Annotated in this window: 29 protein-coding genes; 12 read left to right on the top strand and 17 right to left on the bottom strand. The window is 58.6% G+C overall.

Annotated features, from left to right (window positions below; all coding sequences use genetic code 11):
- The first annotated feature begins 4 nt into the window (after positions 1-4).
- Both ACZ5PA_RS05920 and ACZ5PA_RS05925 read left to right on the top strand, forming a co-directional pair.
- On the top strand, positions 5-925 hold the full coding sequence (locus ACZ5PA_RS05920) for a homoserine dehydrogenase (protein ID WP_464929418.1): 921 nt from the start codon (positions 5-7) through the stop codon (positions 923-925).
- A complete protein-coding gene (locus ACZ5PA_RS05925) occupies positions 922-2,097 on the top strand; it encodes a cation:proton antiporter (protein WP_464929419.1) in 1,176 nt (391 codons plus the stop codon). The genes ACZ5PA_RS05920 and ACZ5PA_RS05925 overlap by 4 nt, the downstream gene beginning before the upstream one ends.
- Here the strand turns inward: ACZ5PA_RS05925 and asd are convergent.
- The 9 genes from asd to ACZ5PA_RS05970 form a co-directional block, all read right to left on the bottom strand.
- Positions 2,091-3,110, bottom strand: coding sequence for an aspartate-semialdehyde dehydrogenase (asd, locus tag ACZ5PA_RS05930; protein ID WP_464929420.1), 1,020 nt, complete (start codon positions 3,108-3,110; stop codon positions 2,091-2,093). The two genes, ACZ5PA_RS05925 and asd, sit on opposite strands and share 7 nt — an antisense overlap.
- Complete coding sequence (locus ACZ5PA_RS05935; protein ID WP_464929421.1) at positions 3,098-4,090, bottom strand: aspartate kinase; 993 nt, start codon at positions 4,088-4,090, stop codon at positions 3,098-3,100. Before ACZ5PA_RS05935 ends, asd begins: the two co-directional genes overlap by 13 nt.
- On the bottom strand, positions 4,087-5,205 hold the full coding sequence (thrC, locus tag ACZ5PA_RS05940; protein ID WP_464929422.1) for a threonine synthase: 1,119 nt from the start codon (positions 5,203-5,205) through the stop codon (positions 4,087-4,089). Before thrC ends, ACZ5PA_RS05935 begins: the two co-directional genes overlap by 4 nt.
- Before the next feature lie 103 nt (positions 5,206-5,308).
- On the bottom strand, positions 5,309-6,895 hold the full coding sequence (locus ACZ5PA_RS05945; protein ID WP_464929423.1) for a S49 family peptidase: 1,587 nt from the start codon (positions 6,893-6,895) through the stop codon (positions 5,309-5,311).
- A gap of 19 nt (positions 6,896-6,914) precedes the next feature.
- Complete coding sequence (locus ACZ5PA_RS05950; protein WP_464929424.1) at positions 6,915-7,478, bottom strand: GNAT family N-acetyltransferase; 564 nt, start codon at positions 7,476-7,478, stop codon at positions 6,915-6,917.
- Complete coding sequence (locus tag ACZ5PA_RS05955) at positions 7,451-8,851, bottom strand: MFS transporter (protein ID WP_464929425.1); 1,401 nt, start codon at positions 8,849-8,851, stop codon at positions 7,451-7,453. Before ACZ5PA_RS05955 ends, ACZ5PA_RS05950 begins: the two co-directional genes overlap by 28 nt.
- 31 nt (positions 8,852-8,882) lie before the next feature.
- Complete coding sequence (locus ACZ5PA_RS05960) at positions 8,883-9,584, bottom strand: acetate--CoA ligase family protein (RefSeq protein ID WP_464929426.1); 702 nt, start codon at positions 9,582-9,584, stop codon at positions 8,883-8,885.
- Entirely contained in the window at positions 9,581-10,984 is a 1,404-nt protein-coding gene (locus tag ACZ5PA_RS05965) for an acetate--CoA ligase family protein (RefSeq protein WP_464929427.1), read from the bottom strand. The genes ACZ5PA_RS05960 and ACZ5PA_RS05965 overlap by 4 nt, the downstream gene beginning before the upstream one ends.
- 168 nt (positions 10,985-11,152) lie before the next feature.
- On the bottom strand, positions 11,153-11,575 hold the full coding sequence (locus tag ACZ5PA_RS05970) for a PaaI family thioesterase (protein ID WP_464929428.1): 423 nt from the start codon (positions 11,573-11,575) through the stop codon (positions 11,153-11,155).
- Between the two features lie 48 nt (positions 11,576-11,623).
- On the opposite strand from ACZ5PA_RS05970, the gene ACZ5PA_RS05975 reads away from it, so the two are divergent.
- Positions 11,624-11,893, top strand: coding sequence for a TIGR00304 family membrane protein (locus tag ACZ5PA_RS05975; RefSeq protein ID WP_464929429.1), 270 nt, complete (start codon positions 11,624-11,626; stop codon positions 11,891-11,893).
- Here ACZ5PA_RS05975 and ACZ5PA_RS05980 read toward each other — a convergent pair.
- The 4 genes from ACZ5PA_RS05980 to ACZ5PA_RS05995 are packed head-to-tail and all read right to left on the bottom strand — an operon-like array spanning position 11,880 to position 14,984.
- Complete coding sequence (locus tag ACZ5PA_RS05980; protein WP_464929430.1) at positions 11,880-12,134, bottom strand: hypothetical protein; 255 nt, start codon at positions 12,132-12,134, stop codon at positions 11,880-11,882. The two genes, ACZ5PA_RS05975 and ACZ5PA_RS05980, sit on opposite strands and share 14 nt — an antisense overlap.
- 24 nt (positions 12,135-12,158) lie before the next feature.
- Positions 12,159-12,920 carry an ABC transporter ATP-binding protein gene (locus ACZ5PA_RS05985; RefSeq protein WP_464929431.1) on the bottom strand — a complete coding sequence of 254 codons (762 nt, stop codon included), beginning with the start codon at positions 12,918-12,920 and terminating at the stop codon, positions 12,159-12,161.
- Entirely contained in the window at positions 12,895-13,878 is a 984-nt protein-coding gene (locus ACZ5PA_RS05990; protein WP_464929432.1) for a FecCD family ABC transporter permease, read from the bottom strand. Before ACZ5PA_RS05990 ends, ACZ5PA_RS05985 begins: the two co-directional genes overlap by 26 nt.
- Positions 13,875-14,984, bottom strand: a complete 1,110-nt coding sequence (locus ACZ5PA_RS05995) for an ABC transporter substrate-binding protein (protein ID WP_464929433.1) — start codon at positions 14,982-14,984, stop codon at positions 13,875-13,877. Before ACZ5PA_RS05995 ends, ACZ5PA_RS05990 begins: the two co-directional genes overlap by 4 nt.
- A 78-nt stretch (positions 14,985-15,062) precedes the next feature.
- On the opposite strand from ACZ5PA_RS05995, the gene ACZ5PA_RS06000 reads away from it, so the two are divergent.
- Positions 15,063-16,226: a DNA double-strand break repair nuclease NurA gene (locus tag ACZ5PA_RS06000; protein WP_464929434.1), complete on the top strand. Its 1,164-nt coding sequence runs from the start codon at positions 15,063-15,065 to the stop codon at positions 16,224-16,226.
- Positions 16,227-16,342: 116 nt separating this feature from the next.
- Here ACZ5PA_RS06000 and ACZ5PA_RS06005 read toward each other — a convergent pair whose 3' ends face one another.
- Positions 16,343-17,188, bottom strand: coding sequence for an S-methyl-5'-thioadenosine phosphorylase (locus ACZ5PA_RS06005; RefSeq protein WP_464929435.1), 846 nt, complete (start codon positions 17,186-17,188; stop codon positions 16,343-16,345).
- A gap of 64 nt (positions 17,189-17,252) precedes the next feature.
- On the opposite strand from ACZ5PA_RS06005, the gene ACZ5PA_RS06010 reads away from it, so the two are divergent.
- The 3 genes from ACZ5PA_RS06010 to ACZ5PA_RS06020 are packed head-to-tail and all read left to right on the top strand — an operon-like array spanning position 17,253 to position 18,426.
- Complete coding sequence (locus tag ACZ5PA_RS06010) at positions 17,253-17,747, top strand: hypothetical protein (RefSeq protein WP_464929436.1); 495 nt, start codon at positions 17,253-17,255, stop codon at positions 17,745-17,747.
- A gap of 26 nt (positions 17,748-17,773) precedes the next feature.
- Positions 17,774-18,136 carry an SUI1 family translation initiation factor gene (locus ACZ5PA_RS06015; protein WP_464929437.1) on the top strand — a complete coding sequence of 121 codons (363 nt, stop codon included), beginning with the start codon at positions 17,774-17,776 and terminating at the stop codon, positions 18,134-18,136.
- Positions 18,136-18,426 (top strand): hypothetical protein, encoded by a 291-nt coding sequence (locus ACZ5PA_RS06020; RefSeq protein WP_464929438.1) that lies wholly within the window; start codon positions 18,136-18,138, stop codon positions 18,424-18,426. The genes ACZ5PA_RS06015 and ACZ5PA_RS06020 overlap by 1 nt, the downstream gene beginning before the upstream one ends.
- Here ACZ5PA_RS06020 and ACZ5PA_RS06025 read toward each other — a convergent pair.
- Positions 18,412-20,298, bottom strand: a complete 1,887-nt coding sequence (locus ACZ5PA_RS06025; protein WP_464929439.1) for an arginine--tRNA ligase — start codon at positions 20,296-20,298, stop codon at positions 18,412-18,414. The genes ACZ5PA_RS06020 and ACZ5PA_RS06025 overlap by 15 nt on opposite strands.
- An 82-nt stretch (positions 20,299-20,380) precedes the next feature.
- On the opposite strand from ACZ5PA_RS06025, the gene rpl7ae reads away from it, so the two are divergent.
- On the top strand, positions 20,381-20,833 hold the full coding sequence (rpl7ae, locus tag ACZ5PA_RS06030) for a 50S ribosomal protein L7Ae (RefSeq protein ID WP_464929440.1): 453 nt from the start codon (positions 20,381-20,383) through the stop codon (positions 20,831-20,833).
- 22 nt (positions 20,834-20,855) lie between these two features.
- Here rpl7ae and ACZ5PA_RS06035 read toward each other — a convergent pair whose 3' ends face one another.
- Both ACZ5PA_RS06035 and ACZ5PA_RS06040 read right to left on the bottom strand, forming a co-directional pair.
- The gene (locus tag ACZ5PA_RS06035; protein ID WP_464929441.1) at positions 20,856-21,041 is read right to left on the bottom strand and encodes a 50S ribosomal protein L24e; all 186 of its coding nucleotides are present in this window, start codon (positions 21,039-21,041) and stop codon (positions 20,856-20,858) included.
- Positions 21,038-21,271, bottom strand: a complete 234-nt coding sequence (locus ACZ5PA_RS06040; protein ID WP_464929442.1) for a 30S ribosomal protein S28e — start codon at positions 21,269-21,271, stop codon at positions 21,038-21,040. The genes ACZ5PA_RS06035 and ACZ5PA_RS06040 overlap by 4 nt, the downstream gene beginning before the upstream one ends.
- A gap of 102 nt (positions 21,272-21,373) precedes the next feature.
- Here ACZ5PA_RS06040 and ACZ5PA_RS06045 point away from each other — a divergent pair, with 102 nt between their 5' ends.
- The 4 genes from ACZ5PA_RS06045 (at position 21,374) to ACZ5PA_RS06060 (ending at position 25,085) form a co-directional block, all read left to right on the top strand.
- Positions 21,374-22,123: an ABC transporter ATP-binding protein gene (locus tag ACZ5PA_RS06045; protein ID WP_464929443.1), complete on the top strand. Its 750-nt coding sequence runs from the start codon at positions 21,374-21,376 to the stop codon at positions 22,121-22,123.
- Positions 22,120-23,745 carry an ABC transporter permease subunit gene (locus tag ACZ5PA_RS06050; RefSeq protein ID WP_464929444.1) on the top strand — a complete coding sequence of 542 codons (1,626 nt, stop codon included), beginning with the start codon at positions 22,120-22,122 and terminating at the stop codon, positions 23,743-23,745. The genes ACZ5PA_RS06045 and ACZ5PA_RS06050 overlap by 4 nt, the downstream gene beginning before the upstream one ends.
- Before the next feature lie 85 nt (positions 23,746-23,830).
- Positions 23,831-24,772: a tRNA guanosine transglycosylase family protein gene (locus ACZ5PA_RS06055; RefSeq protein WP_464929445.1), complete on the top strand. Its 942-nt coding sequence runs from the start codon at positions 23,831-23,833 to the stop codon at positions 24,770-24,772.
- Positions 24,753-25,085: a tunnelling fold family protein gene (locus ACZ5PA_RS06060; RefSeq protein ID WP_464929446.1), complete on the top strand. Its 333-nt coding sequence runs from the start codon at positions 24,753-24,755 to the stop codon at positions 25,083-25,085. The genes ACZ5PA_RS06055 and ACZ5PA_RS06060 overlap by 20 nt, the downstream gene beginning before the upstream one ends.
- Positions 25,086-25,095 lie beyond the last annotated feature (10 nt).

Genomic DNA, 25,095 nt, shown 5'->3' on the forward strand with positions numbered 1-25,095 from the left:
GCTTGTGCTGGCGCTTTACGGCTTCGGCGGAGTCGGGAGGACCTTCGCCGAAGTCTTATACTCCAGGACCGACTTGAGGATATCGGCTGTTTTCGACAGCAAAGGCGGCGTCATGAAGTGCGGCGGCTTCGAGAGGGACGAGATCGAGGCGCTTTTGAGGACTCCCAGAGGAGGCGTTTCCGCGTCCAATGTGGGCGTCCGGGCCTCGCTGGAGGAGGCCTTCAGATGCGCCGAGGTGTTAGTCGACGTGAGCCCCCCCAACTACTCCAACGGCGAGCCAGCCGCCTCGGCGTATCGCCTAGCCCTCAAATCGGGCTTGTCGGTGGTCACCGCAAATAAGGCTCCGTTGGCCTTGTACTTCCCCGAGTTCGAGGGGAAGCCGGTCTTCTATAAGGCGACCGTCATGGCCGGGACGCCCGTGGTGGACCTAGCCCAGGGCCTCAGAGGCCAGAGGCTGCTCCGCATACGCGGCGTCCTGAACGGCACCACTAACTACATATTGACGAGGGTTGACGTGGACGGGCTGAGGCTCGAGGAAGCACTCGAGGAGGCCAAGGCCAAGGGCTACGTCGAGCCCGACCCGGCTATAGACCTAGAGGGCGTCGACGCCGCGGCGAAGCTGGTCATATTGGCCAACACGTTGGGGGCCAAGCTGGCCTTAGGCCAAGTGAGGCGGGAGCCCCTGCGCTACCTCGGCCCGTTCACTAGATACGTGGCCGAGTTCGAGCCGGGATTGACTGCCCGCGTCGCCCCGATTAGGCTAGAGCCCGACGACCCCCTCTTGTTGGCCCGTTATACGACCAACGCAGTTGAGATAACTACGGAGGTCAACCAAGTCAGAGTCTACGGCAAGGGCGCGGGCAGGCTCGAGACTAGCTTGGCTTTGCTCAACGACGTCATGAAGGCCCTTCGTACACGTAAATGAACGCGATATACTCGACGCTGTTGTACCTCTCCTTGTTGTTGTTCCTCGCGGCGGTTCTCAGATATCTTCTGAGGAAGGCCAAAATGCCCGGGCTGGTGGGCGACATCTTGGCGGGGGTGATCCTATCGCCGACATCCCTAGGCGGTTTGTTGAACGGGATTTTGCACGTCCCGATATTTCAGATAAACGACTATATGGAGTTCTTGGCCGAGTTCTCGGTGATCTTGATAATCTTCGCCGCGGGCTTGGAGGAGGGGCTCGCGCCGCTCAAGTCGGCCGGCTTGTTGGGCTTTGCGGGCGCCGCCCTAGGGGCTCTATTGCCCTTTCTAGCAGGGTATTTCGCGTATAGCGCCGCGTTAGGCCGCGACAGCGCTCTCTATATAGGAGCCGGCTTAGCCGCTACTAGCTTAGCCGCCGCCTCGGCTATACTGCTCGAGGTGGGAGTGAAGGGGAGGGGCGCCGGCTACCTCTCCGTGGCCGCTGCTATAGACGACGTGATCACCTTCGTGATGTTGTCTATAATCAACGTCGTCGTGGCGACGGGCCATATATCTACGTCGGAGGCGATCGGGATGGCGGCGATCTACACGGCGGCTTGGGCAGCCGTCTTCGCCACGTCCTTGGCCTCGTTGAAGCTGGTGGGCAAGAGGGTTAAGGACGAGTACTCCTACGAGTTCTCCCTATTGGTGATCTTCGGCCTCACGACGGTTATGATAACGCTGGGCTTCTCGCCCATAATAGCCGCCTTCATCGCCGGCGTGGCCGTGGCCGAGGGCATGAGCAGAGAGAATATAAAGAGGTTGACCGACGCGCTTCTAGAGGTGTTCGGGCCTGTGTTCTTCGTCGTGGTGGGCGCTAAGAGCGATGTCTTCGGCGCAGGCGTTGGCGGGTTCATCATGGGCCTCGTCCTCACCGCTATAGCCTTTTTCTTCAAGATCGCCGGCGTCTTCCCCTTCGCGTATCTCTACGTCAAAGACATTAGGGCTGCTTTGGCTATATCCGTGGGAATGACGCCGAGGGGGGAGACCGGGTTAGCCATAGCGGCTCTTGGGCTCAACATGGGCATACTAGACGTAGAGCAGTTTACGGCGTTGGTGCTCATGGCTTTATTAACTACGATAATAGGATCGGCGGCCTTCTCGAGGTCGTATAGGTGGCTAGAGCGTCAATAACCCATCTTCACTAACAACTCGGCTGCTAATATCGCGTTGCCGGCCGCGCCCCTGATGGTGTTGTGGCCCAGCACCACGAAGGCCAACTTCTTGGGCCCCAGCCTCCTCACGCGCCCGACCACCACCGACATCCCCCTCCCCGCCATTCTGTCGAGCCTCGGCTGCGGCCTCTCGGGCCCAGCTCTCGGCACGATCGGTTGAGGCGGCGCCGTGGGGAGCCCTAGCTCTTGCGGCAAGCCTTTGAATTTGGCCATCAACTCCACCACGGCCTCCACGTCGAAGTCCTTGACGGTGTCCACGTACACGACCTCCGTATGTCCGTCGAGCACGGGCACTCTGGTAGTCGTGGCGTAGACCTCTAAATCTTTTTTGAATATCTTCTTGGTCTCGTTTATTATCTTCTCCTCCTCTCCCTTGATATATGGTATCAAGTTATCTATTATCGCCACAGAGGGCACTCCCGAATAGCCGGCGCCCGTCACCGCCTGCATCGTCACCACGTGGATTCTCGATATCCCGAACTCGTCCAAGACGGGCTTGAGCGGGAGGTCGAGGATTGTGGTGCTGCAGTTGGGCTTTTTCAACACAGCGCCGCTCCAACCGCGCTTAATCCTCTGCTCCTTTATTAACGAGAGGTCCTCCGGGTTCACCTCGGGTATGAGGAGGGGCACGTCAGGCTCGAGCCTCATGTTGCTCGAATTGCTCACGACTACGTAGCCCCTTTTAGCTAGCTCGGGCTCAACCCTCGCGGCGACCTCTGACGGAAGCGCCGAGAAGACCAGATCGACCTTGGGCACCGCGTCCACGTCCAGCTTATCGATCTTGAGCTCCGCGACCTTCTCCGGCATCGGCGCTTCTAACACCCAGCCTATCTCGCCATATTTCTTTCCGGCGCTCCTCTCGGAGGCCGCCACGCCCACTAGGTCGAACCACGGATGCTCCGCCAACAGCTGCACGTAGCGCTGCCCGACGAGGCCCGTGGCGCCTATTACGTATACCTTTAGTTTGTCCATAACAACTTCTCGAAGTAGGGCTTCACGAAGAGGTCGTGGGCCCACTTGGGGGGCATGGGGACAAACGCCGAGAATCTGCCCACATATTCCCCGCCTAGCTTCACGATCTCCTCAGCCTCGAGCCCGACCACGCAAGAGCCCTCGCCATATTTCAAGACTACCTTATACGGCGGCGGGGCGTAGAAGTTGCCTATGACCGTGCCGCGGCTCCAGTAGTTGCGGACCTCGACGTACATGCCGCCGGTCACCGGCTCGAAGGTGCGCGGGTGCATCCTCTTGGCGCCCAGCCTCGCCGCCTCCATGGCCTCCTCGACTGACATCATAGGCAAGATCTTGGCCTCGGGCACCTCTTGAGGGTCGGCGGTCATGACGCCCGGCGCGTCGGTGACTAGGACGACCCGGCGGTAGCCGAGGAGCCTCGCGAGGAATGTCGCGGTGTAGTCGCTGCCGCCTCTGCCCACCGTGGTGAACCTGCCGTCCTTAGTCCGCCCTATGAAGCCCGTCACCACGGCTATCCCCTCGTGGTAATCTATCTCGGCCGCCAAGCTCTTGTCGTCGAGCGGGTTGGCGTTGCCGAAATTATCGTCGGTTATTATCGGCGCCACGAACAGCTTGCTGTCCAGCCCCATTCTCCTAAGTAGCCCGTTCATTATAGTGGCCGAGAGGCGCTCGCCGAACGACATGAAGTAGTCCAAGACGTCGGGGCCCTCCGGCAAGTCCAAGGCCGCCTTGAGCTCCTTCAAGAGCGGGTCTACGCCCGAGACCCCGAGCCTCTTAGCTATCTCGACGTGTATGTCCTTTATGGTCTCGTAGAGGCCCTCGCTCCTCGTCTTGTAGAGCTCTATCAACATATCAGTGACCCCCTTCACTGCAGACACGACGACCACGGGGGACTCGAAAGTGGACAAGAACTTAGCGGCCTCGACGAAGTGCTGGGCGCCTCTGAGGAGGGAACCCCCTATCTTTACGACGGCCCTCATCGCCCTAATAGAGCGACGAGCTCTTCTTGTGAAGAGATGGAGATCGTCTTCACCTCGACGATGTCGGGGTCCTTGAGCGCATGGCCCGTCACGACGGCCACGGTGATGCCCGGGAGGTCCAAGGCCAAGGCGCCGGCCACCGACGCGGCCCCCGCAGGCTCCGCCCCCAGCCCATCGGCTCTGGCCAAGGCGGTTTGCGCCCGCAAGATCTCCCCGTCGTCGACCTCCACGAACATCCCGCCAGACTCCCTTACGGCTATAAAAGCCTTAACCCAGTTGACGGGCCGGCCTATCCTTATAGCTGACGCTATGGTGTTGGGCGCGTCCACGAAGAGCGGCGAGTTGAGCCCCTCGCGCCAAGCCCGGGCTAGGGGAGCAGCGCCTGCGGCCTGTACGCCTATCATCCTCGGCAACTTGGGGCATAAGCCCAACTCGCCCAGCTCCTTGAACCCCTTCCAAATGGCGTATATATTCCCGGCGTTCCCCACGGGGACCACCACGTTGTCGGGACATCCTAGCTCTTCGTATATCTCGAAGGCGACTGTCTTCTGGCCCTCGAGGCGCCAGGGATTGAAGCTGTTGAGAGGATAGGCGTGTTTGGTCCCGTGCTCTAACACTAGCTCGAGGGCCTTGTCGAAGTAGCCGTCAACGGCGATTATGATTGCGCCGTGGAGCGCGGCTTGTACCAGCTTCCCCCTAGCCACATAGCCCTTGGGCAACACCACGTAGGCCTTCAGCCCTGCGCGAGCCGCATAGGCGGCGGCCGAGGCCGCGGTGTTCCCGGTGGAGGCCACGACGACCTTGTCGGCGTTGGCCTCTTTGGCCACGGTCACGCCCAAGGCCATGCCTCTGTCCTTGAAGCTCCCCGTGGGGTTAGCCCCATCGAACTTGACGAAAAGGCCTTTCTTGAGCCTCGACTCGATAAGAGGAGTTCTGCCCTCGCCTATAGTCACGCCGGATTTGAGAGGCAACATCGTCGCGTAACGCCAAATGCCCGAGCCCTTCGGCGCCCAGTACTTGTCCTCGACGACGACATCGAGAAGGCCTCCGCATTTGGGGCATCTGAAGAGCTTATAGTCGGGGCTGTAGACGGCCCCGCAGACGACGCACCTCAAGACGGCTTTATTGTCCCCGAAGGCATACCCGGACGAATACCGGCCTATATAAACTTTATCGTCAAGGCGGGGGCGTATTATCGAACTATATACGCTAAAAAGCCTACGGGCATACCCACTTGACGAGGTCACCTAATAGGGCCTTGTTGTCGCCGAGCTCGACGAAGTACGGCAGAAACGACGTGATGGTCCCGACGACGGTCACGTTCCCCCTCTGGAGCACCACCGCGTATCTGCCGGAGCCGTAGCCGAGGAGCTCGACGTCTACGTAGATACCGACGCCGGATCCGGATATAGCCGCCGGCGTGAAGAAGACGTATCTCCCATCGCCGAGCTCCGTCGAGTTGGCGTAGGCGGACGTCACAAATTGCCAGTTGCTCGTCGTGGAGGCGAGGCCCGAGCTTGCGTTGTAGAGGTAGCCGTTCATGATCGACATGCCGAAGGCTGTCAACAAGCCGTCTAAATATATAGGCGATGGCGGCGTCGATGTGATGAATATGGAGTTGGCGATCCTCGGGTCGTAGAAGACAAGCAGCCGACCGCCCGAGGACAAGAACGACTTAATAGCGTCGACGGAAGAAGAGGAATAGGGCTCCGCGGGCTCCGCTATGATTAATCCCGTCGCGTTGTGCAGAAGCGTTTTGAGCTCGTCGCTGGTGGTCGCGAAGGCTATGCTGCAGTTCCTCAACGCCAACCTCGACGCGAGGTCTTGCACGAAGACGCCGGGGATCAAGTTGCCGTGGCTTAAGTCCATGACGACGTATCTGCCCGTCGGCTTCACCTGAGGCACTTTATATTTATTTACACTAGCGTTTATGTCTATCTGAACAGCGCCGGGATATATATAGAATATGGGGTTAAGGGTAGAGTTCAGCAATACGCTCAACGGCACCTTGGCTTGAGCCACGGCGATACCGCTACAGTTGGGCGGGGATATGCCGTAGTAAGAGTATATAGAAACCACGGAGTACGAGGTCAAGCCCAACGACCTGGCCATATCCGCCACGGCCTCCGAGAGGCCTCCTATTTTGTCTATTAAGCCCAGCTCAAGGGCCTCCTCGGCCGTGAACAACCTGCCCGTCGCGAGCAGATCGGCCGGAGCCTTTAGCTTGCCCCGTCTGCTCTCGAGCACCACTGAGAGGAAGCTGGCCGCGGCTTGGTCTATCGCCCTATAGTACCCGAAGAGGGACATGCCGAACAGCTTATCGTAGCCCGATGGGAAGACCTCTAGAGGTATCGGGGTCCAGAAGACGCGCGGGTCTATTACGGTCCACGCGCCTATGTTGCCGACCAACGATCCCGGCGAGGCGTAGATCTCGTTGGCGGCCATCGAGACGTAGAAAGCGCCCGAGGCGTCAAGCCCAGTCACGACAGCGTATATGGGCTTGCCGAGCCTCTTGAGAGCGCCGTAGAGGGCCTCGGTGGCGTCTAGGGTGCCTCCCGGCGAGTCCACGTAGAGTATCACGCCCGCGACATCGCTCGAGTTGAGGCCCAAGATCTTGGGGAGCAAGGGCTCCACCCAACAATTTGTGAGCGGGCTAGTCATGGGTATTATAACTATGTACTTCTTCTGCGGCGCCGGGAAGGGCGGAGCGACGGGGCGTTGTTGCATAGCTATTATAATCAACACCGCGGCGACCGCCACGGCGGCTAGCACGAGTGCGGCCAAGGCGGTTTTGTCCTCGGCCATGGCCTATAATATGGCGCTATTAAAAACCTCGCCTCAAGCGTAGCCAGACTAAATAGCACTCCTTGCGGCCGAACCGCTCCGCATCGCCAGGAGCCCTCGCGAGCTCCCTCGGCGGAAGCCCCTTCACGAACACTATATCGTCGTCGTAGCCGCACGTGGCCTTCAACAACAAGTCCCTGGTTCTTCTGTCCAACTCCTCCCACTTGTACTCCTTATAACCCAACGAGGAGAACAAGGCCCTAGCCGCGTTGTTGTCCTCAGTCGTCGTGGCCGCATACGCCTCTGCGCGGCAAAAGCCCTCGACAGCACTGACGAGGGCCTTTCCTAGGCCCCTCTTCCTGTACTGCTCGAGGACGCCCACGTAGTAGTGGACGCATAACTTGGCGGCGAGTTTAACCGAATAGAAAACCTCGGCGCCGGCGGGCGCGTCGCCGATGAACGCCACGGCCACGTCGCCTAGGCCGTCCTCGACCACAGCTCTGGCGTACTCCAAGCCTCTCCCGTAGCTTTCAGCCAAGATCCTCAAGGCGATGTCCAGATACCCTCTTCCGGTCCTTACGATCGGTGTCTCAGACGAGACCATGACAACGCGGCCGCGGCGGCCATGATAAGGGCCGACGCCGTGAACGCGGCGCGCAGGCTGGCCACGAACGGCTCCATGTACTGGGGGTCCAACGAGGTCAGACCGGCGAAGATCTGGAAGGCCACGTAGCGCGGGATCGCCGCCGAGGACGCGGCTATGGCTATGGAGAAGCTCAGCACCATGCCTATATTGCCAAGCGTCCTAGCGGTGCCCGACGCGGCGCCGTACCAACGCCTCGGCACGTCCCACATAATCAGCTTGCCGTTTGAGGAGAAGAAGAGCGCCGCGCCGATGCCGTTAAGGGCTGCCACAGCGGTTACTAAATAAAGGGGCGTGTTCACGCCCAGGATGGATCTGAATAAGAGATACGCCGCTATCTGTGTGCTGAGACCTACGGAGGCGATTGCCCTGGGATCGCTCTTATCGGCGAGCCTTCCGCCTATGGACGCCATCAGGCTGCCCAGGAGGTAGCCGGGTATGAGCCATAGGGAGGCCGAGAACGGGTCGAGGCCCCGGACGCCTTGAAGGTACATGGTTAGGAGGAACAACGTGGCGTAGTTGGCCGTGGTCTGCAACATCAACGACAGAGCCGAGAGCGTGAACATCTTAGTCTTCACGAGCCCCGGCGGGATTATCGGCTCGTCGGCCTTGGCCTCTATGAACGCGAATATCGCGAGCAGTAGAGTCGCCGCGATGGCCTCGACAAATATCGAATTTGTGAGGCCCGAGGCCGCGAAGTCCAGACCCGCCAACGAGTAGAGCGCCAGCGATGCGCCCAACAAAAGAGATCCGATAACGTCGAAGCCTCTCGGCGTTCTCTCGCCTAAGTCCTCCAAGTACCGGCGCCCAAGGGCGAACCCGACGGCGGCTATGGGGACGTTGATGTAGAAATTCCAACGCCACCCCAAATACGTAGTTATAAGGCCGCCGGCTAATATGCCCGCCACAGCGCCTAGGTTCCACACCGCCGAGGTCCAGCCGAAGGCCCAGCCCCTACGCTCCGGCGGGAAGTAGTCCGATACGAGGGCCATGGACGTGGCCATCATCATGGCGCCGCCGGCCGCCTGCACGATCCTGAACGCTATGAGCTCGGCGACGTTGACAGAGGCGCCCACCAAGGCGCTGCCTATGCCGAATATCAACATGCCCATGTTGAACACCAAGGGCTTTCCCCTCAGATCGCCCAGTCTGCCCATCTGCGTCGACAACACGGTGACGACCAGTATATACGATATTATGGACCAGACGACTAGGTCCAAAGGCGCTTTAAGGTCGGCCATTATAGTCGGCAACGCCAACACGACTATGGTGGAGTCTATCGCCACCATCAAGCTCGAGAGCAGTATTATCGAGAAGGCGACGCCGCGCTTCATGGTCCCGATATATCGGTATGGTTATAAAAATTTAAAGTGCCTTGTTGTCCAACAAGAACCTCGCGTCGACGACGTACGCGCCCCTCCCCTCCTCCAGAGCTATCACAGGGTTTAGGTCCGCCTCCTTTATGGCAGGGTTCTCGGCGAGGAGCCGCGAGAACTTGACTACGATATCCACTATGGCGTGTAGATCCCTGGGCGGCATGCCGCGATAGCCCGTGAGCAACCTATAGGCCTTGACCTCTTTTATCATCTCCCAAGCGTCCTCCTCTTCTACGGGCACGAGCCTCATGGAGATGTCCCTGTATAATTCGGTCAACACGCCGCCTAGGCCGAAAGCCACTACGTGTCCGAATATCTCGTCGTACACGGCGCCTATTATGAGCTCCACGCCCGGCGGCACCATCTTCTGTATCAGACACCCCTCCACTTCGGCGTAGGGCGCCCTCGCCTTCACGTTCGCCTTGATCTTCCTACACGCCTCGAGCAATGCCTCCTTGTTCGACACGCCCAAGACGACGCCGCCCACGTCCGTCTTGTGCACTATCTCTCTCGATACTACCTTGACGGCCACTGGATAGCCGATCTTCTCGGCCAAGGAGACCGCCTCGTCCTCGTCTTTGGCTATGCCGTAGTCGGGAACCGGGATGGAGTAACGCGCCAAGAGCTCAAACGCCTCGTGCTCGTACAGCTTGTTCCTGCCCTCGGACCTCGCTCTTTCGATTACGTTCATGTCCTCACAATTCTGCGTATTTTTGCGTATTCATAGAGCGCCCAGAGGGCCTTCGCCGCCCTATCAGGCGTGGAGTAGGTCGGGATCTCGGCGTCTTCGAGAGTCCTCGTGAACTCCTGGACTATTTCGCTTCCGCCGAAATTCACCACGACGATGGGCTTGCCGAACCGCTTGGCGTCGATCACGTACTCGGCCAAGTTTTGGGTCAAGCCGGGCACTTGCATTAGCGTGACCACCAACGCCATGTCGAAGAAGGCAGTGGGCAACAAGGCCTCCAATGCGACCTTGTAGTGCTGGTCTGTGGCTGACCCGGTGACGTCGACGGGGTTGTTGACCGCCGCATAGGGCAGTAGCTCTTTCCTCAACTCGCGCCTGATGGACTCGGGTATCTCGGGCACCTCCAACCCCAAGGCCTCGAGAGAGTCCACGGCTTGTATGCCCATGCCGCCAGAGTCCGTGAGCACTAAGACTCGCTTGCCCTTGGGAAGCGGCTGCGTGGCGAGCGCCTTCGCCATATCGAACATGTCCCTTAAGTTGGCAGCCTCGATAATACCGGCTTGTCGGAACAGTCCCTTGTACATCTCGTAGCTCCCCGCCAACGCCGCTGTGTGGGACTTAACCGCCCTCTGCGCCGCGGCTGATCTGCCCGCCTTATAGGCTATTATCGGCTTTTTCTTGACCACCTCTCTGGCCGCCTCGAGGAACCTCTTGGCCTCGCCGGGGTATTTGAACCCCTCTATGTATATCGTTATGACCTTTATCCTCTCGTCTTGCTCGAAATACTTTAGGAGCTCCACGTCGTCCACGTCGGCCTTGTTACCGTAATTGACCATTATAGAAAGGCCTATGTTCCTCCTCGCGGCCCAGTCCATTATAGACGCCGCGACGGCTCCGCTTTGGCTTATCAAGGCCAAGGGACCTGCAGGAGGCCTGCCGGCCCTCTCCGCAGGCAAGAACACGGTGTCGAACCCGTCGAAGGCGTTGTAGACGCCGAGGCAGTTCGGGCCGAGCACCCGTATGCCGTACATCTTGCTTATCGCCCTTATCTCGTTCTCCAGCTCCACGTTGCCTACCTCGGCGAAGCCGCTACTTATGATCACGGCGGCCTTCACGCCCTTTTTGCCGGCCTCTTCGAGCACTTGCGGCACGACCTGCGCCGGCACAGCTATGACGACTGCGTCTATCTGGTCTGGGATCTCAGACAAGGACTTGTAGAACTTGAACTGTTTGCCCCACGCTTCCACGACGTCGTACTTGGGGTTCACGAAGTAGGCCGTGCCCTTGAACCTAGTGGCGAGGTTCTCGAACAAGACATAGCCGACTGATGCTTGTTTCGGCGACGCGCCGACCAACGCAACAGATTTAGGCGATATGAGCGATGCTAAGCCCCCTTGGCTCATGGTCAGATGAATATATGGGATTAAAAATTTTCTATTAGAATATATTAACAAATTTAATAAAAATAACTTAATTTTTAAAAATATAAAAATATGAATATCGATATAAAGTAAGAATATAGACTTATTTAGAAGCATAACTAAAAGGGCACACGTAATGTTCGTGTAAACTCAAGTCCTGAGGATGAAGTACGTGCCGAGCGCCTTCGCCGCCAAGACGTTCCCCCTCTTCCTCAACTCGCCGTCCACCACCACTGTGTGTAAACCCCTCCTCAAGACTTTGGCCGAGACCTCGTACATACCGCCGTCCAGGGGCTCTAAGAAGTTCACCTTCAGCTCGAGCGTCACGTTGTTCTCGCCTCTAGCAGCAGCCATGGCCGCGAAGCCCATGGTCGTGTCGAGCGCGGTCATTATGACACCTCCGTGCACGATGCCGCCCGTCCTCTCGAGCCTTTTGTCGTGTTCGAAAACTGCTCTGGCGTACCCCTCGCCGAGCTCCACGAGCCTATAGCCGATGAAGGAGAGTATCCCTATCTCCGAGATCCTCTTGTTTATCGCCTCGACGAGCCCTCTCAAGTCCCCGGCCCACGCCATGGCCCCACGCGGCGAAAAGGTTTTTATTGAGTGGAGCCGACGCCCCACATGATCGAGTGGCTCGCGGCGGGGATGGCCCTTTTCCTGCTCGGCGTGTTCCTCATGTTCTTGGCGATCTTACTCGAGGCGAGCAAGGCCTCAAGGGAGGAGGAGCGCGGGAAGGCCGAGGCGGGCGGCGTCGTCATAATAGGCCCAGTGCCCATAGTCTTCGGCACGAGTCAACGCGTCGCGAAGGTCGTCTTGATCTTGGCCTTGGCCTTGACAATCTTGGCGGTGCTGTTGTTCCTCATGCCGTTCCTCCTAGTTAAATTTGCATAGGCCTCCGCAAGAACAACAACACCGCTAACAAGAACAACACGGCGAGTATCACGGCGGTTGCCAACACAGCAACCCCCATCAGCTGGGGCTGGCCGACGCCGAAACAGATAGGCACGAAGAACAGGAACACGCACCCAGCCGTCGCCACCTGGGCGTTTTGTACTTGGAGCAACGGGACGACGGCCATTATGAAGAACCCCGCGAACACCAACGCCAGCCCTATGACGAACAAGCGGTTCATGTGCATACCTTTAGGTTAATATTTTTATTCGGCAACGGGCCGGCCCCGTCGAGTCGGCGCAACGCCAGAGGCGTCCTCGCGGCTTGAGATCCACGACCGCCGCGCCGCCAGCCCGTCAACGTCGTACCTCGGCAAGAACAGCTTGCGCCCATCCGCCTCGACCGCAAGTATGGGAACGCCGTAGACCGCGGACAAGACCTCCTCGTTCAGCTCGTCGGGCCTCATCTGGATCGCCGATTTGTCCTTCAACAATATCAGGTTGTCGGCTATGTTGACTAGGTCTAGATCGTGCGTTGCCACCACGAGGGTTTTGATCTTCTTAGCCCTCCGCAAGACGCCCATGATCAAGGCCTTGTGGGCCGGGTCCAAGTTGGCCGTGGGCTCGTCGAGCAAAACGACCTCGCCCTCGGCTAACGCCTTTGCCAATAGGACCAGCCGCTTCTGGCCCGTGCTGAGCTCGGAGAATATCCTCTCCTCGAAACCCTCTAGGCCCACCGCCTTGAGCCACGCGAGGTATCTCCCAATAGATCTGCCGCCGCCCGCCAACAACACGTCGATCACGGGCATGTACACGTCTGCGAACTCGGCCGGCATATAGCCCACATCGCCCTTGACGTCCACGCGCCCCTCAGCCGGTTTGTATATCCCAGCGATCGCCCTCAACAAGGTGGTCTTGCCGGCGCCGTTGGGGCCCAAGACCAAGTTCAGCCCTTCGACTATATCGAACGAGACACCCCTCAACACGTAAGAGCCGCCCAGCTTAACGCTCAATCCCCTTACTTGCATGTCTCAAGACTAGTATTATCACCGGCACCGAGAATATCGACGTGATGGCGGTGACCGGCGTCGAGAAGCCCAGGAGGCCGCGCGCTACTGCGTCGGAGGCTAACAGAACAGGGGCCCCCAGCGCTGCGCTGGCCGGGACCACGACTGTGGCAGACCCGTTCCTCAACGCGAGCCTGGCCACGTGGGGCACCATGAGGCCCACGAAGCCTATCACGCCGACTTGGGATACCACCAAGGCCGTCGACAGCGATATCGCGGAGATCCACGCCAGCCTATAGCCGTCGGGCCGTATCCTCCTGGCCTTGGCCATCTCGTCGCTTATGGCTATTAGGTCCATCCGCCTCGCCTCCTTGATCGCGGCGGCCGTCAACGCGGCGGCCGCGGCGGCCAACACGACGTCGACGTAATAGGGGACGTAGTCTATGTAGCCGAAAAGCCAAAAGACAAGCGGCGGCACTTGCGGCGCCCTAGACGAGAGGTAGGACAGCCCTATAGTGGTCGCGGCCGAGAATAGATACGAGATGGCTACCCCAGCTATCACTGTTGCGTATATATTGCCTCGGCCCACCGCCAAGGTGACGACGCTGGCCACCACGGCGAAGAGAAACGCCAAGGGGACTTGGTAGAGGAGCAAGTAGGCCCTCCCCGCGTCCGCCACCGCGAGCAGATAGGCCAACAAGGCGCCGAAGGCGGCGCCCGAGGCAGTGCCTGCTATATAGGGGTCGAGGAGGGGGTTTCTGTACAAGATTTGCATCACGGCGCCCGACACCGCCAATACGGAGCCTATTAACGCTGCGGCCGCCGCGGCCGGCATCCTGATCTCCCAGACTATGATCGAGTAGGGCCCACCGGCTAGGAACTTATCAGGGGCGACGAAGACCGCCCCAGTCGACAAGAAGAGGACTATCAGAGGCGGCGTGGACAAAAACGATATGAGGATTAGGGTCTTGGGCCTCATCCTATAGGCCTCGGCCCGAATTGTTTCACGAACCACCCGGTGTCTATGCACTTAGGCGCGCTCCCGGTCATGGCCATGTGGAACACGGCGGCGCCGTAGACGGCCAACAATGACGGTTGCTCCACGGCGTCGGCGGCTAGGCCCGTGACCACGTAGATTCTGTTGTTCTTATACGCTGCTACGCTAGTTATGCCGGGTATGTTATTCAAGATCTGCAAGGCGTATGTGCAGTTAACGCCCATATCGTTTAGCACGATCACGTCGGGACTCGAGGCTATGAGGAGGGAGGGCTCGAAGGGCCCCCACCCGCCTTTGTTTATCGCGTTAGCCCCACCCGCCGCCCTTATCTCAGCCGCTATGAAGGTGTTGTTGCCCGCCGCGTAGAAGGAGCCGTCGGGGTTCACCCAGACTATGTAGGTGACTGTGGCGTTGACAAGCGCTCCGTACTTCCTCAGTTCTTGCTCCGCCCAGCCCACCACTTGTTGCGCCTTCTGGACTCTATCGAAAATCCTCCCGAGGGCTATCACGTCTCTTTCTATATCGGCGTACGTCGTGGCGCGAGTGCCGTTTAGGAAAAAGACGGTTACGCCGAGCCTCTGGATGTTGTTAGCCCACAACGCCTCGAAGCCACTGTCGGCCAACACTAGGTCGGGCCGTAACAAGATTATTGCATCGCCGTTGAAGCCCGTGGGGTTCATTACGTTAATCTTGACCACTTGGGCGTTGGCGGGCAGACACGACGTCAAGTTCAGCTCTTGTAGTAGCCGATAGCTGTACTGGTCCAAGCCCACGATCCTATTACAGAGGCCTAGGGCGATCAACATCTGAGTTATGCTCGGCGCCAGCGACACGATAGTGGCCGGCTCGCTCGCGAAGGTTATCGTCTTGTTCAAGGCGTCCTTGACAGCGATGGGGTAGTAAGAAGTAGTCGTCGTGACGGTCACAGTCTGGGTGGTCGTCTGCGTGGCTATCTGCGTGACGGTAGTGGTCAACAACACGGTCGAGGTCGCCGTATAGGGTTGCGCCGGCCCTCTGGCGTAATACCCGGCTAGCCCCGCTATTATGGCCACGACCACTATTACGGTCATCCAGACTTTCGAGCTCATAGTAGGGAGAATTATCCCATATTTAAACATTAAGGAACGAGGCCAGAGATCGTTATTTATTCAGGCAACGCGACCTGCGTGGAGGACATAGAGTATTGGCTGGAGCCGGACCTCCTCAACGCTGTGAAGTTCGACGTGGAGAAGAACGCAGAGAGGCTCGCCCGGCTCAGCGAGCTCGCGAAGAGGATAGCCGCGATTAGGGAGAGGGCCGACGTGAGGCCCTTGCGGAGGCCCGAGGAGGAGCACTACGTTTACGCGATCGACTCCTCATACGGAAGCCCTCCTCTGGAGCTTATAGGAGGCGTCTTCACGGTAGTGGCCTACGGCTACGTGGGCAGATCTAGGCAAGGCGTAGACAAGCACCTAGCCGGCGCCTTGTATTTCGAGGACAAGGACGAGCAAGACGTCTCGCGCTTCGCCGCCTTGTTGGAACGACGGCTGGCGGCTCGGCTCTTGAGGAAGAAGGCAAAGGGCGAGAAGGACTTCGACGTGTTGGTCCTGGACGGCGAATTGGCCGTGCACCCCTTGCCGTACAACTTGGCGGCCTTCGGCGGCAAGTACGAAGAGGTCAACAAGGTCGTCGACTCGATGCTGGCGGCCGCGGAGGCCGCCGGCGTTACCCTAGTGGGGCTCGCCAAGAGGGTGAGGTCCCGCTACCTCTCGGTGTTGTACGAGGGCTGTCTGCCCGTCAACGACAGAGCCGCCGCGTCCTTGGCGCTCAAGCCGGGCGAGTACGCAGTCCTCGGCAAGCTAAAGGACGTGCTCCCGCGCTGGGCCGAGATACACTACGCCGAATGTGAAGGCGGCCGTCTAAAGGACGAGGTCCTCGAATGCGCCAAGGGGGGACGCGCGCCGAGCGTCGCCAAGGCGGCGAGGCTGTGCGAGAGGATAAGGGAATTCGGCAGGAACTTCTCCGCGGTGTTGTCCTCGGATAAGTACCCCCATCTGAGGCTCCTCGGCGACGTGACCATAGCATATTATATGCCGCAAGGCGCGCGGATCGCGGTGAGGGTTGAGGTGTTGGATAAAGGGCCAAGCGTCGAGGAGACTATCTCGTTCTTGGCCGCGACCTCCTCGACGATCACGGGCTATCCACAGATACTGGACGAGGTGGACCGCTACGTGAGGGTGAGCCCCGAGCTAGTGGACGCAGCGCTCATGATGTTGATAAGGAAGGCCCCGAAGGAGATGGCCGAGATGTTGTTGCCGAACAACTTACAGAAGTTCAGAAGGCTGTTCTAGGAGCCCAAAGCGCATCCCTCCATCCACGTCGTCCTCAACGCCGAGAGCTGGGCTGATCCAGATCGCGGGGGCCAACATGAGGCGCACGAGGGTAGAAATAAACGGCGGCTTGCCGGCTATATACAAGCTTGTTTCAACAACTCGCTACACTTGGGTATCTCAGAGGGTATTTTAGGCACGACCTCGGCCACCACCTTGCGAACAAGCTCCATCTTCTCGGTCATCATCTTCTCGACGGCCTCGGCGGTGACGGGCTGGTGCGGGACCCATATGTCGTAATCCGTCACGAGGGCTAACAAGGCGTAGCACATGCCGAGCTCTCTGGCCAAGTTGACCTCGGGGACTAACGTCATGCCTATTATGTCGCATCCGTAGACGTCGCGCCAAATGCGGGACTCCGCCTTTGTGCTGAACCTGGGCCCCTCTATGCACACATAACAACCGGCCGGGTGCGTCTTGTTGTACTTGGACGCGACGTCTATGAGCGCTCTGCGTAGCTCTTCTGTGAAGGGCTCCAGCCCTATTTGGACGTGGCAAGTCCTCGGCCCATCGTAGAACGTGTACTCCCTGCCCTTGGTCATGTCCACGAACTGGTCCGGCACGACGAAATCGCCCGGCGCATAGTCCTGCCTCAACGAGCCCACGGCGCTTACTGCTATAACGTGCCTTACGCCGAGCATGTGGAGCGCGTAGATGTTGGCGCGGTAGGGTATCTTGTGGGGAGGATATTTGTGCCCCCTCCCGTGCCTCGGCAGAAACGCCACGACGCGCCCCGAGACGCGGCCCACTATTACGTTATCGCTGGGTAGGCCGTACGGCGTGTGTATCTGCACTTCCACCGGCGACTCGAAAATGCCGGGGTCGTATAAGCCGCTTCCTCCGATCACGGCTATGGAAGGGGGCTCCTCGAAGCCTAAGTCCTTAGGCGATGTCGGCGCCGACGTCAACTTCACGACCTTCATGTCGGCAAGAACGCGGCCGTTATTAAATTTCGCGCGCTTATTTTTATAAACGGCTTTAAGATGCGTGGATATCGCCGAGCTCCTCGCCGCAACGCCGAACGAGCTCGTCAAGAGGTACGGCGCGATCAAGAAGGGCAACGTATACGAGGTGCCCCTCCAGAACGCCCCCTGGGCGATCTGGCGTCCCTTCTCGGCGACTCTGATGGCGGGAACGGCCTATACGCTCAAGGGCGTCAAGGCGAGTTGGTCGGGGCTGGGCGAGGTCTACGTGGTCTTGACAGACTGGGAGGCGGGCTTCGGCTACGTGTTGGCGCAGAGGAGGCGGATGTTCGGTTGTATAAGGCGCCCGTACTCGACGCCTTACGGCGTGAAGTTGCCTCAACACATGAGAATCAAGCCAGTCGAGCTCACGCTCTCGGACTCCGACGTCATCTCCTGCGTGGACAAGACCGTCGAGGTGAAGGCCTTGGCGGTGCTCCCGTCTACTCTGAACGTCCTCTCGACCTTGAAAGTCGAGGTCGACAACGTCGAGTTGCAGATAGCCGGCCGAAATCTTTAAAAGGGGATAGCCCAAAAGCATATGGGATGGGCGTAGAGTTCTCCCAGAAAGACGCCGAGGATATCGTCAGCCAATTATTAGGCGGCGGCGAGGAGAACGAAATTATCCAGTCAATAACTAAGGAGAAAGCCCTCATAAGGATAAGGCTCGAGAGAAGAAAGAGCCATTTGGTCACCATAGTGGACTTCGGAAACTCCGACGACGCTAAGCAGTTGGGCATAAAGGACCTCGCGAGGGAGCTCAAGAAGAAGCTAGCGGCGGGCGGGACTATTAGAGACAGCTGGATAGAAATACAAGGTGATCATAGACAGAAAATAAAGAAAATGTTAATAGATATGGGCTTTAAAGAAGAGAATATACTAATTGATGAAGAAGTAAAAGAAGTTTAATGCACGAGGAGGCTTTTAGGTTGGCGGAGAGGGGCGATTATAAGGGACTAGCCGAGTTCTGCCTCAAGGTGCTGAGCGCGTCCAGCTGGGGGGACGCTTGGGACAAAGCGTCTAAGCTGGCCGAGGCATCCAAGGAATATGTAATATTGAAGTTCCTCGCCTCGGCGTACGCCCTATCTAACGACGAGATATATAGCACGTTGACCGAGGCCGGGAGGGAGTTCTTGGCCAGAGATCTCGCCGTGTGTGTGGAGAAAATCGCCCAATTATTGCGCTCACATCCTCTGTAATACCGGGACGCCCAGAATACCCAGCCCGTTTTTCATGACCGCCTTGACCGCGTTGACGAGGGCGAGCCTGAAGCTCCGCACAGGCTCCTCGGACTTCACCACTGGGTACTTCTCGTAATAGCTGTTGAAGAGGATCGCCAACGAGTTCAAGTACTCGGATATATAGTCTGGTCTGAGATCGCGCGCGGCCGAGGCCACGGTCCATGGCCACATGGCCAGCTTGACTATTAACTCGCCCTCCTCCGGTTGCACGACGTCGGGGATCCTCGCCGGCACTGCAGGGGCCGACCCCGCCCTCTCCAGTATCGAGTGGGCCCTGACGTAGGTGTATTGCAAAAAGGGACCTGAGTTGCTCCTCATGTTGAGCACGACGTCCCACTTGAAGTCGATGGGCTTACGCGGAGAGGCCGAGAGGTAGAAGAACCTGACGGCGCCTACGCCGACCCTCTCGCCTATAGCCGACGCCACCTCTCTGTCCTTCTCCTTGACCATCTCCGTCGACCTCTCGGCCGCTTCGTCCAAGATCTCGTCGAGGGCCACGTATTGGCCTCTTCTGGCCGACATCTTCGTGCCGGGCATGTTCACCATCTCGTAGCTGTAGTGAACTACCCTCTTGGCCTCCTCGCGGAAGCCGAGCGCGTAGAGTATTATCTTGACGTGGGCTTGCTCGTGGGTCTGCTCCGAGGAGACCACTCTGATCACCTTGTCTACGCCTCTACGGGCTTGCCACAAGGCGTAGGCCACGTCCCTGGTGACGTAGAGGGTAGTGCCGTCGGAGCGCGTGAGGGTCACTGGAGGCACGAACTTGGGGAGGTCCAGCTCCTCTCTTAGCTTGAAGTCCTCCACGAACTTATCTGCTCTGAAAACGACGGCGCCCTCCTTATATTCCACGTACGCGGGCCATCTCCTCTTGAGCTCCTCGACTAGTTGGACCGCCGCGTTGTTCCACACGGCGAGCTCGCTCTCGTAATCCCAACTGTCGATGGTTATGCCCAGCCGCGCTAAAGTCTCTCTCTGCCCCCTCAAGACGAGCTCGACGACTTCTCTGACCTTGCGCTTAGCGCCCTCATCGCCTTTTTCGTAGAGTCTGTTAAGCTCTGCGGCCTCGGCGGCTAAGTCCCGTTGTCCTAGCCTCTCGACCAAGGCCTTGACTAGATCGGGCTCTAGGTCCATGTGGCGTTTAATAACGCCGAGCCATTCGTCGATCTCGGCCAAGATCTCCCTTTTCTTATCGTCGGGTTGCCCCTCGGAGAGCCTCTTTAATCTGTTTATCTCCGCCACGGCGTTGGTGACCGAGTAGACGTAACCCACGGCCAGATCAGGCTTGACGCCCCTCTTGATTAGCCCATCCACCTCGCCGCGGGCTGCCTCATACCCCAAGGCCGCGTACATGACCTGGGAACCGCAGTCGTCCACGTAGAAGTGCGCCTCGACCTCGCCTCCGCAGAAGCGCAAGAGCCTCACCAAGGCGTCGCCCAACACGGCGTTTCTGCCGTGCCCCACATGTAGCGGGTGCAAGGGATTCGCCGATGTGTGCTCGACGAGGTATCTCCCGCCCGCGCAACGGCTCGAGTAGCCGTACCTATCGCCCATGGCGGCCACGGCCTTGAAGAGCTCCTCGGCCAAAAGCGCTGGGTCCACGTCGGCGTTTACGTAGAGCCCCTCGAGCCTCACGTTGCGCAAATACTTATACTCCCCCCTCAACAGCTCGGACACCCTCGTCGGCTCCACCTTGAACTTGTGCAAACGCGCGGACACGAAGGCGAATCTGGACGGGAAGTCCACCTCGGGCATTCCGGGAAGTCCCAAAGACGACGAAAGCCTCCTCAACAGACCCTCGAACTCATTGAGCGCAGGCTCCAAGGGGTCCACTCGCTGGCTTGAGCCGTTATTAATAACCTTTCTCGGCGCCCGGTGGCGCCAAAATTTATATACCATCTGGATGCGTGGGGGCATGGCAACTACCGTGGACCCCAAGACCTTTTACGCGAACTCGGTGCAGGGTAAGCCGTTCTACGTCAGATTCGAGGTGCCCGCCGAGCTCGCCGAGAAGGCCTACGATATATTGAACACGGCGCGGCAGACCGGCAAGATCAAGAAGGGCACTAACGAGGTGACCAAGGCGGTCGAGAGAGGCTTGGCGAAGCTGGTGCTGATAGCCGAAGACGTGGATCCGCCCGAAGTCGTGGCGCATCTGCCGATACTCTGCGAGGAGAAGAAAGTGCCGTACATCTACGTCCCCTCGAAGGAGAAGCTCGGCAAGGCGGCCGGGATAAACGTGTCGGCCGCGGCCGCCGTCGTGATAGATCCAGGCCAAGCGGCGGCCGAGCTGGAGGGCCTCGTAGCGAAGATAAACGAGATCAGAAGCAAATACGGCCTAGGCCCTATAGCCCCTGCGAGGAAATAAGTCGTTATCTACGCCCAAGGAGTTATTGGGCTTTTCGCTTGGCTTTCCTGACCCAAGCCAGCCTTCTGGGATCCCTCTTGTATTTCACTGCGCTCACGAAACACTTGTGGCTACAATAGCGTAGCACCGTCCCGTCAGCCTTGACGTATGTTATGCCGTAGCCGGGCAATATAGTGGCCCCGCAGAAGGCGCACTTGTAGGTCCTCATCTCGCCGCAATTCTGCGGGCTTCTCTCTCGGTCTCTCTGAGCATTACTATATCGCCGAGCCTCACAGGGCCCTTGACGTTGCGGGTCAACACTCTGCCCTTGTCTCTGCCCTCCAGTATCCTCACCTTAACTTGCGTAACCTCGCCGGCGACTCCCGTCCTGCCCAATATCTGGACGACTATGGCCGCCACGGCGTCTTCATATGGCGAAAACTTGACCTCTTGAGCCATGGCCCCGCGAAGCACGGAGTTTATAAAAATTGTTCCGCGACGAGGGGGCCAGACGAGGAAGTTATTTATACAATAAGGAAGGCGGCGCCATGCGAGGGGAAAGTGCTTGAGGGCCGAGACCTCAGCTACGGCTACGGCAACTCCAAAGTATTCGAGGGCATAAACGTAGTGGTCGACGAGGAGCAGATAGTCGCCGTGGTCGGCCCCTCTGGTATCGGGAAGTCCACCCTCCTCAGGATTTTAGGCGGCTTCTTAAAGCCGCAGACGGGCGTCGTGCTTTTGTTCGGCAAGCCCGTCTTGCGGCCGACTCCCCAGATAATGCTGATCCACCAATCCATAGTCACCTTCCCTTGGATGACGGCGCTCGAGAACGTGATGTTGGGCCTACAATACATGAAGCTGGACCGGAAGGAGGCAGAGGAGGAGGCTAAGAGGTACTTGGAGCTGGTGGGCCTTAAGGGCTTCGAGAGCTTCTACCCCAAGGAGATGTCGGGGGGCATGAGGCAGAGGGTGGCGATAGCTAGGGCCCTCGCAGCGAGGCCCTCCGTGTTGCTCATGGACGAGCCCTTCAGCCATCTGGACGAGCTGACCGCCGAGAACTTGCGGCGCGAGCTCTACAACGTGCTCTTCAACGAGTCCACGACCCTCAAGGGGGTCGTGTTGGTATCCCACAACCTCTACGAAGTCGTCGAGCTGTCCGACGTCGTCTACGTCCTCAACGGGCGGCCGGCCCGTGTCGTCGACGTGGTCGAGATAGACTTAAAACGCCCGAGGAGCTTAAAGGACCCAGCCGTGACTAAGTACGTGGATATCCTGTACGCGAGCTTGACGAAGAGCCCCGAGGAGGCATGATAGGCTACGCCGAGATCGTTTTAGCGACGGCGGTCTCCACGGCTAGGGTCCTCGCGCTCATCGGTCTGTCTATTCTCTCAGGCTGGATTTTAGGATACATCGCGATCAAGAGCAAGGCCTTCGAGAACATCTACACATCGCTCATAAGCGTCTTCGAGTCGGTCCCGGTCTTCAGCTTCTTCCCGGCGGTCTTGATAATCTTCATCTCGAGGATAGGCGGCCCTCTGGGCGTCGAGCTGGCGGCGGACTTCCTAGTCTTCACGGCGGTTGTGTGGAACATCTGGATCGGCATATATCAAGCGTTTAGGACAGTCCCAAGGGAGATGCTCGAGGTGGCCGAGAACGTCAGGCTGGGCTTCCTCGGCAAGATGAGGCACCTTTACATACCGTATTCGTTGCCGCGAATTGCCGCCAACCTCATGCCGAGTTTTTCCGACGGGTTCTTCTACATAACGGTTAGCGAGGTCTTCTCGGTGGGGTCTTCGAACTACCACGTCTTCGGCATAGGCTCAATAATAGCGGAGCTCACGGAGCAAGCCCAATGGAACAACCCCGAGTTCTTCTACAAATACACGTTCGCGTTAGCAATCCTAGGGCTGGCCGTAGGCGCGGCGATATACGGCTTCAGGGAATTCGCTGATTATGTGGCGGGCAAATACGCCATAGACAGCCCGTTGCCGGCTAGACGCATTAGGTTCATGCCCCTAGCGAGGGGCGTGGGAGGCCCTCTCGCCAGAATAGCCAGGATGACCGCGGTTTTACAGAGAAGAACAACGCGCCCAATAGTCTGGTACGAGGAGGAGAAGAAGCACGACAGATTATTCAAGGCAGTGGGCATCGCGGCGGGCATCGCAGTGTTGGGCGGGTTGGCCTACGGCGTGGCCGAGACGATTGCGTCCACGCCGTTTACGACGTGGGCGTACTTGTTCTCGAATACGCCCTCAGTGTTGATAGGCCTAGTCGTCGATTACGCCAGAGTGTTCACAATAACGGCCCTCTCCCTCGCCTTGGCCGTGTCGCTGGGCTATTACCTCGTCACGCACAGAAGGGCGGAGCGCGTGGCGGTGCCTTTAATACAGATCTTCGCGGCGTACCCCGCGCCGATCTACTTCCCGCTAGTGTTCGCCGCTACGTATACAGCCATGTACGGCGCCTTGGGCTACTACGCCAACGAGGTCTACGTAATCGTCCTCGGCTTCATATCGACTTTCTATTACGTCTTCTATAGCTTCTGGATGGGCCTCAAGGCCATGCCCCATGAGGTATGGGAGCTTGTGGACAACTTGAACTTATCTTATTGGGATAGGCTGAAATCGATAATGATCCCCGGCACTCTGCCCTACCTCATAGCCGGCATATCCTCGACCGTGAACAGCGCGTGGGGCGGACTCGCCATCGGCGAGTATTGGCCAGGTATCTTCGACGGACGAGATCTGGAGGTCAATACGGGCTTGATGAGGCTCATAACCACGGCGACGGCGCAAGGCGACGTGGCTTTAGCCGCTTGGGCCTCTTTCTTGTTCGGCATAATCGTGGTCTTATTCGCCGTGTTTTTCACCACGAGGCTCATGGACTTGGCCCAGAGGAAATACGTCGTGGAGGAGGCCGTGTACGCAGCCTAGAGGCATCCCCCATCGCCGGCTCAAGGCTAAGTTGACTAAAACTTTTAGAAAACTCTACTATAAAAACCCTACAGTTAATTTAGCCGTGAAGATCGTCTTGGGGACGCCGGTCAGGACGGAGCCTAAGCCCTGGCTATATTTTCCAGTCGAGGCGGTCATGGTCAATGCGCTGGAAGCAGACGGGAGGGCCAGGGAGCTACTCGCGTTCGAGGGAGAACTATGGGTCGACTCGGGCGGCTACCAGATATTGAAGCGGGGCATCTCTGTGCCGATCAACGCACTCGCCAAGCGCTATAAGGAGATAGGATGCGACGTCTGCCTCTCGTTGGACGTGCCGCCGAGCCCTACGGACTCGCCCGATGTGGCGGACAAGAAAGCCGAGGCGACCTACAAGAACTGGCTTCGCTTGAAGTCGGAGTTGCCAGGCCTTAGAGTTGTGCCGGTAGTCCACGTCTATCCCGACGAGGAGCTCTTCTTGAAATGGCTAAGGCGGTACGACGGGGTCGAGGAGCTGGCTATAGGCGGGGCCGTGCCGTATATTTTAATAACCAGAGGGGCGCCCAAGAAGTCCCGCTACATTGCGCTCAAGCTGATAGCGCTCGCCAGGCGTGAGTTCGGCGGCAGGATACATGCGCTGGGCCTGGGCAGCCCCTCGGTGTCGGCCGCCCTGGAGGCCCTCGGCGTTGATTCGACGGACAGCGCCACGTGGCGCCTCAAGGCGGCGTACGGGAAGGTGTTATTGCCGGGCGGAGGCGAAAGGCACGTGACCGACCGCGACATCGCGTTCGGCAAGAGGAAGGCCAAGGACGAGGAGCTCGCAGAGCTCTACGATTTCTTGAAGGCCTCCGGGTTCCCCGCCATTCACGGCTTTCCCGATTTCTTGAAACGCCTCAAGGCAAGCTTCGAGTACAGAGCTCTGGTGAACGCGTGGGTGGTGGCCAAGAGCAGATCGCCGCCTCGCTCCCAAGCCTTCAAGAAGCTTTATGAGGAGGCGGTGAACTTGCTCCGTGCCCGTCAAGCTCTCTAAGAGGCCTGCCAGGATCAAGTTGAGAGGCAGGGCCGAGGCCGTATGCCCCATCAGCAAGACAGTCGACGAGTATGTCGTGGAGGTGGAGTACGTCCCTAGAGAACAAGCGCTCTTGATAGAGGAGTTCGAGAAGATCTTGACGAGCTACAAAGGCGTTGAGATCCTCCACGAGGAAATCGCCGTGGATATAGCCGAGAAGATAAGGGCGGCCGTGGCGCCTATATATGTAAAGGTCGTCGCCAAATCGGCCTATAGAGGCGTGGAGGTAGAGGTCGTCGCGGAGCTGGGGGGCCAGCCGGCGATATACATTTAGAGCCGTGACG

The organism is Thermoproteus thermophilus, from assembly GCF_055392855.1.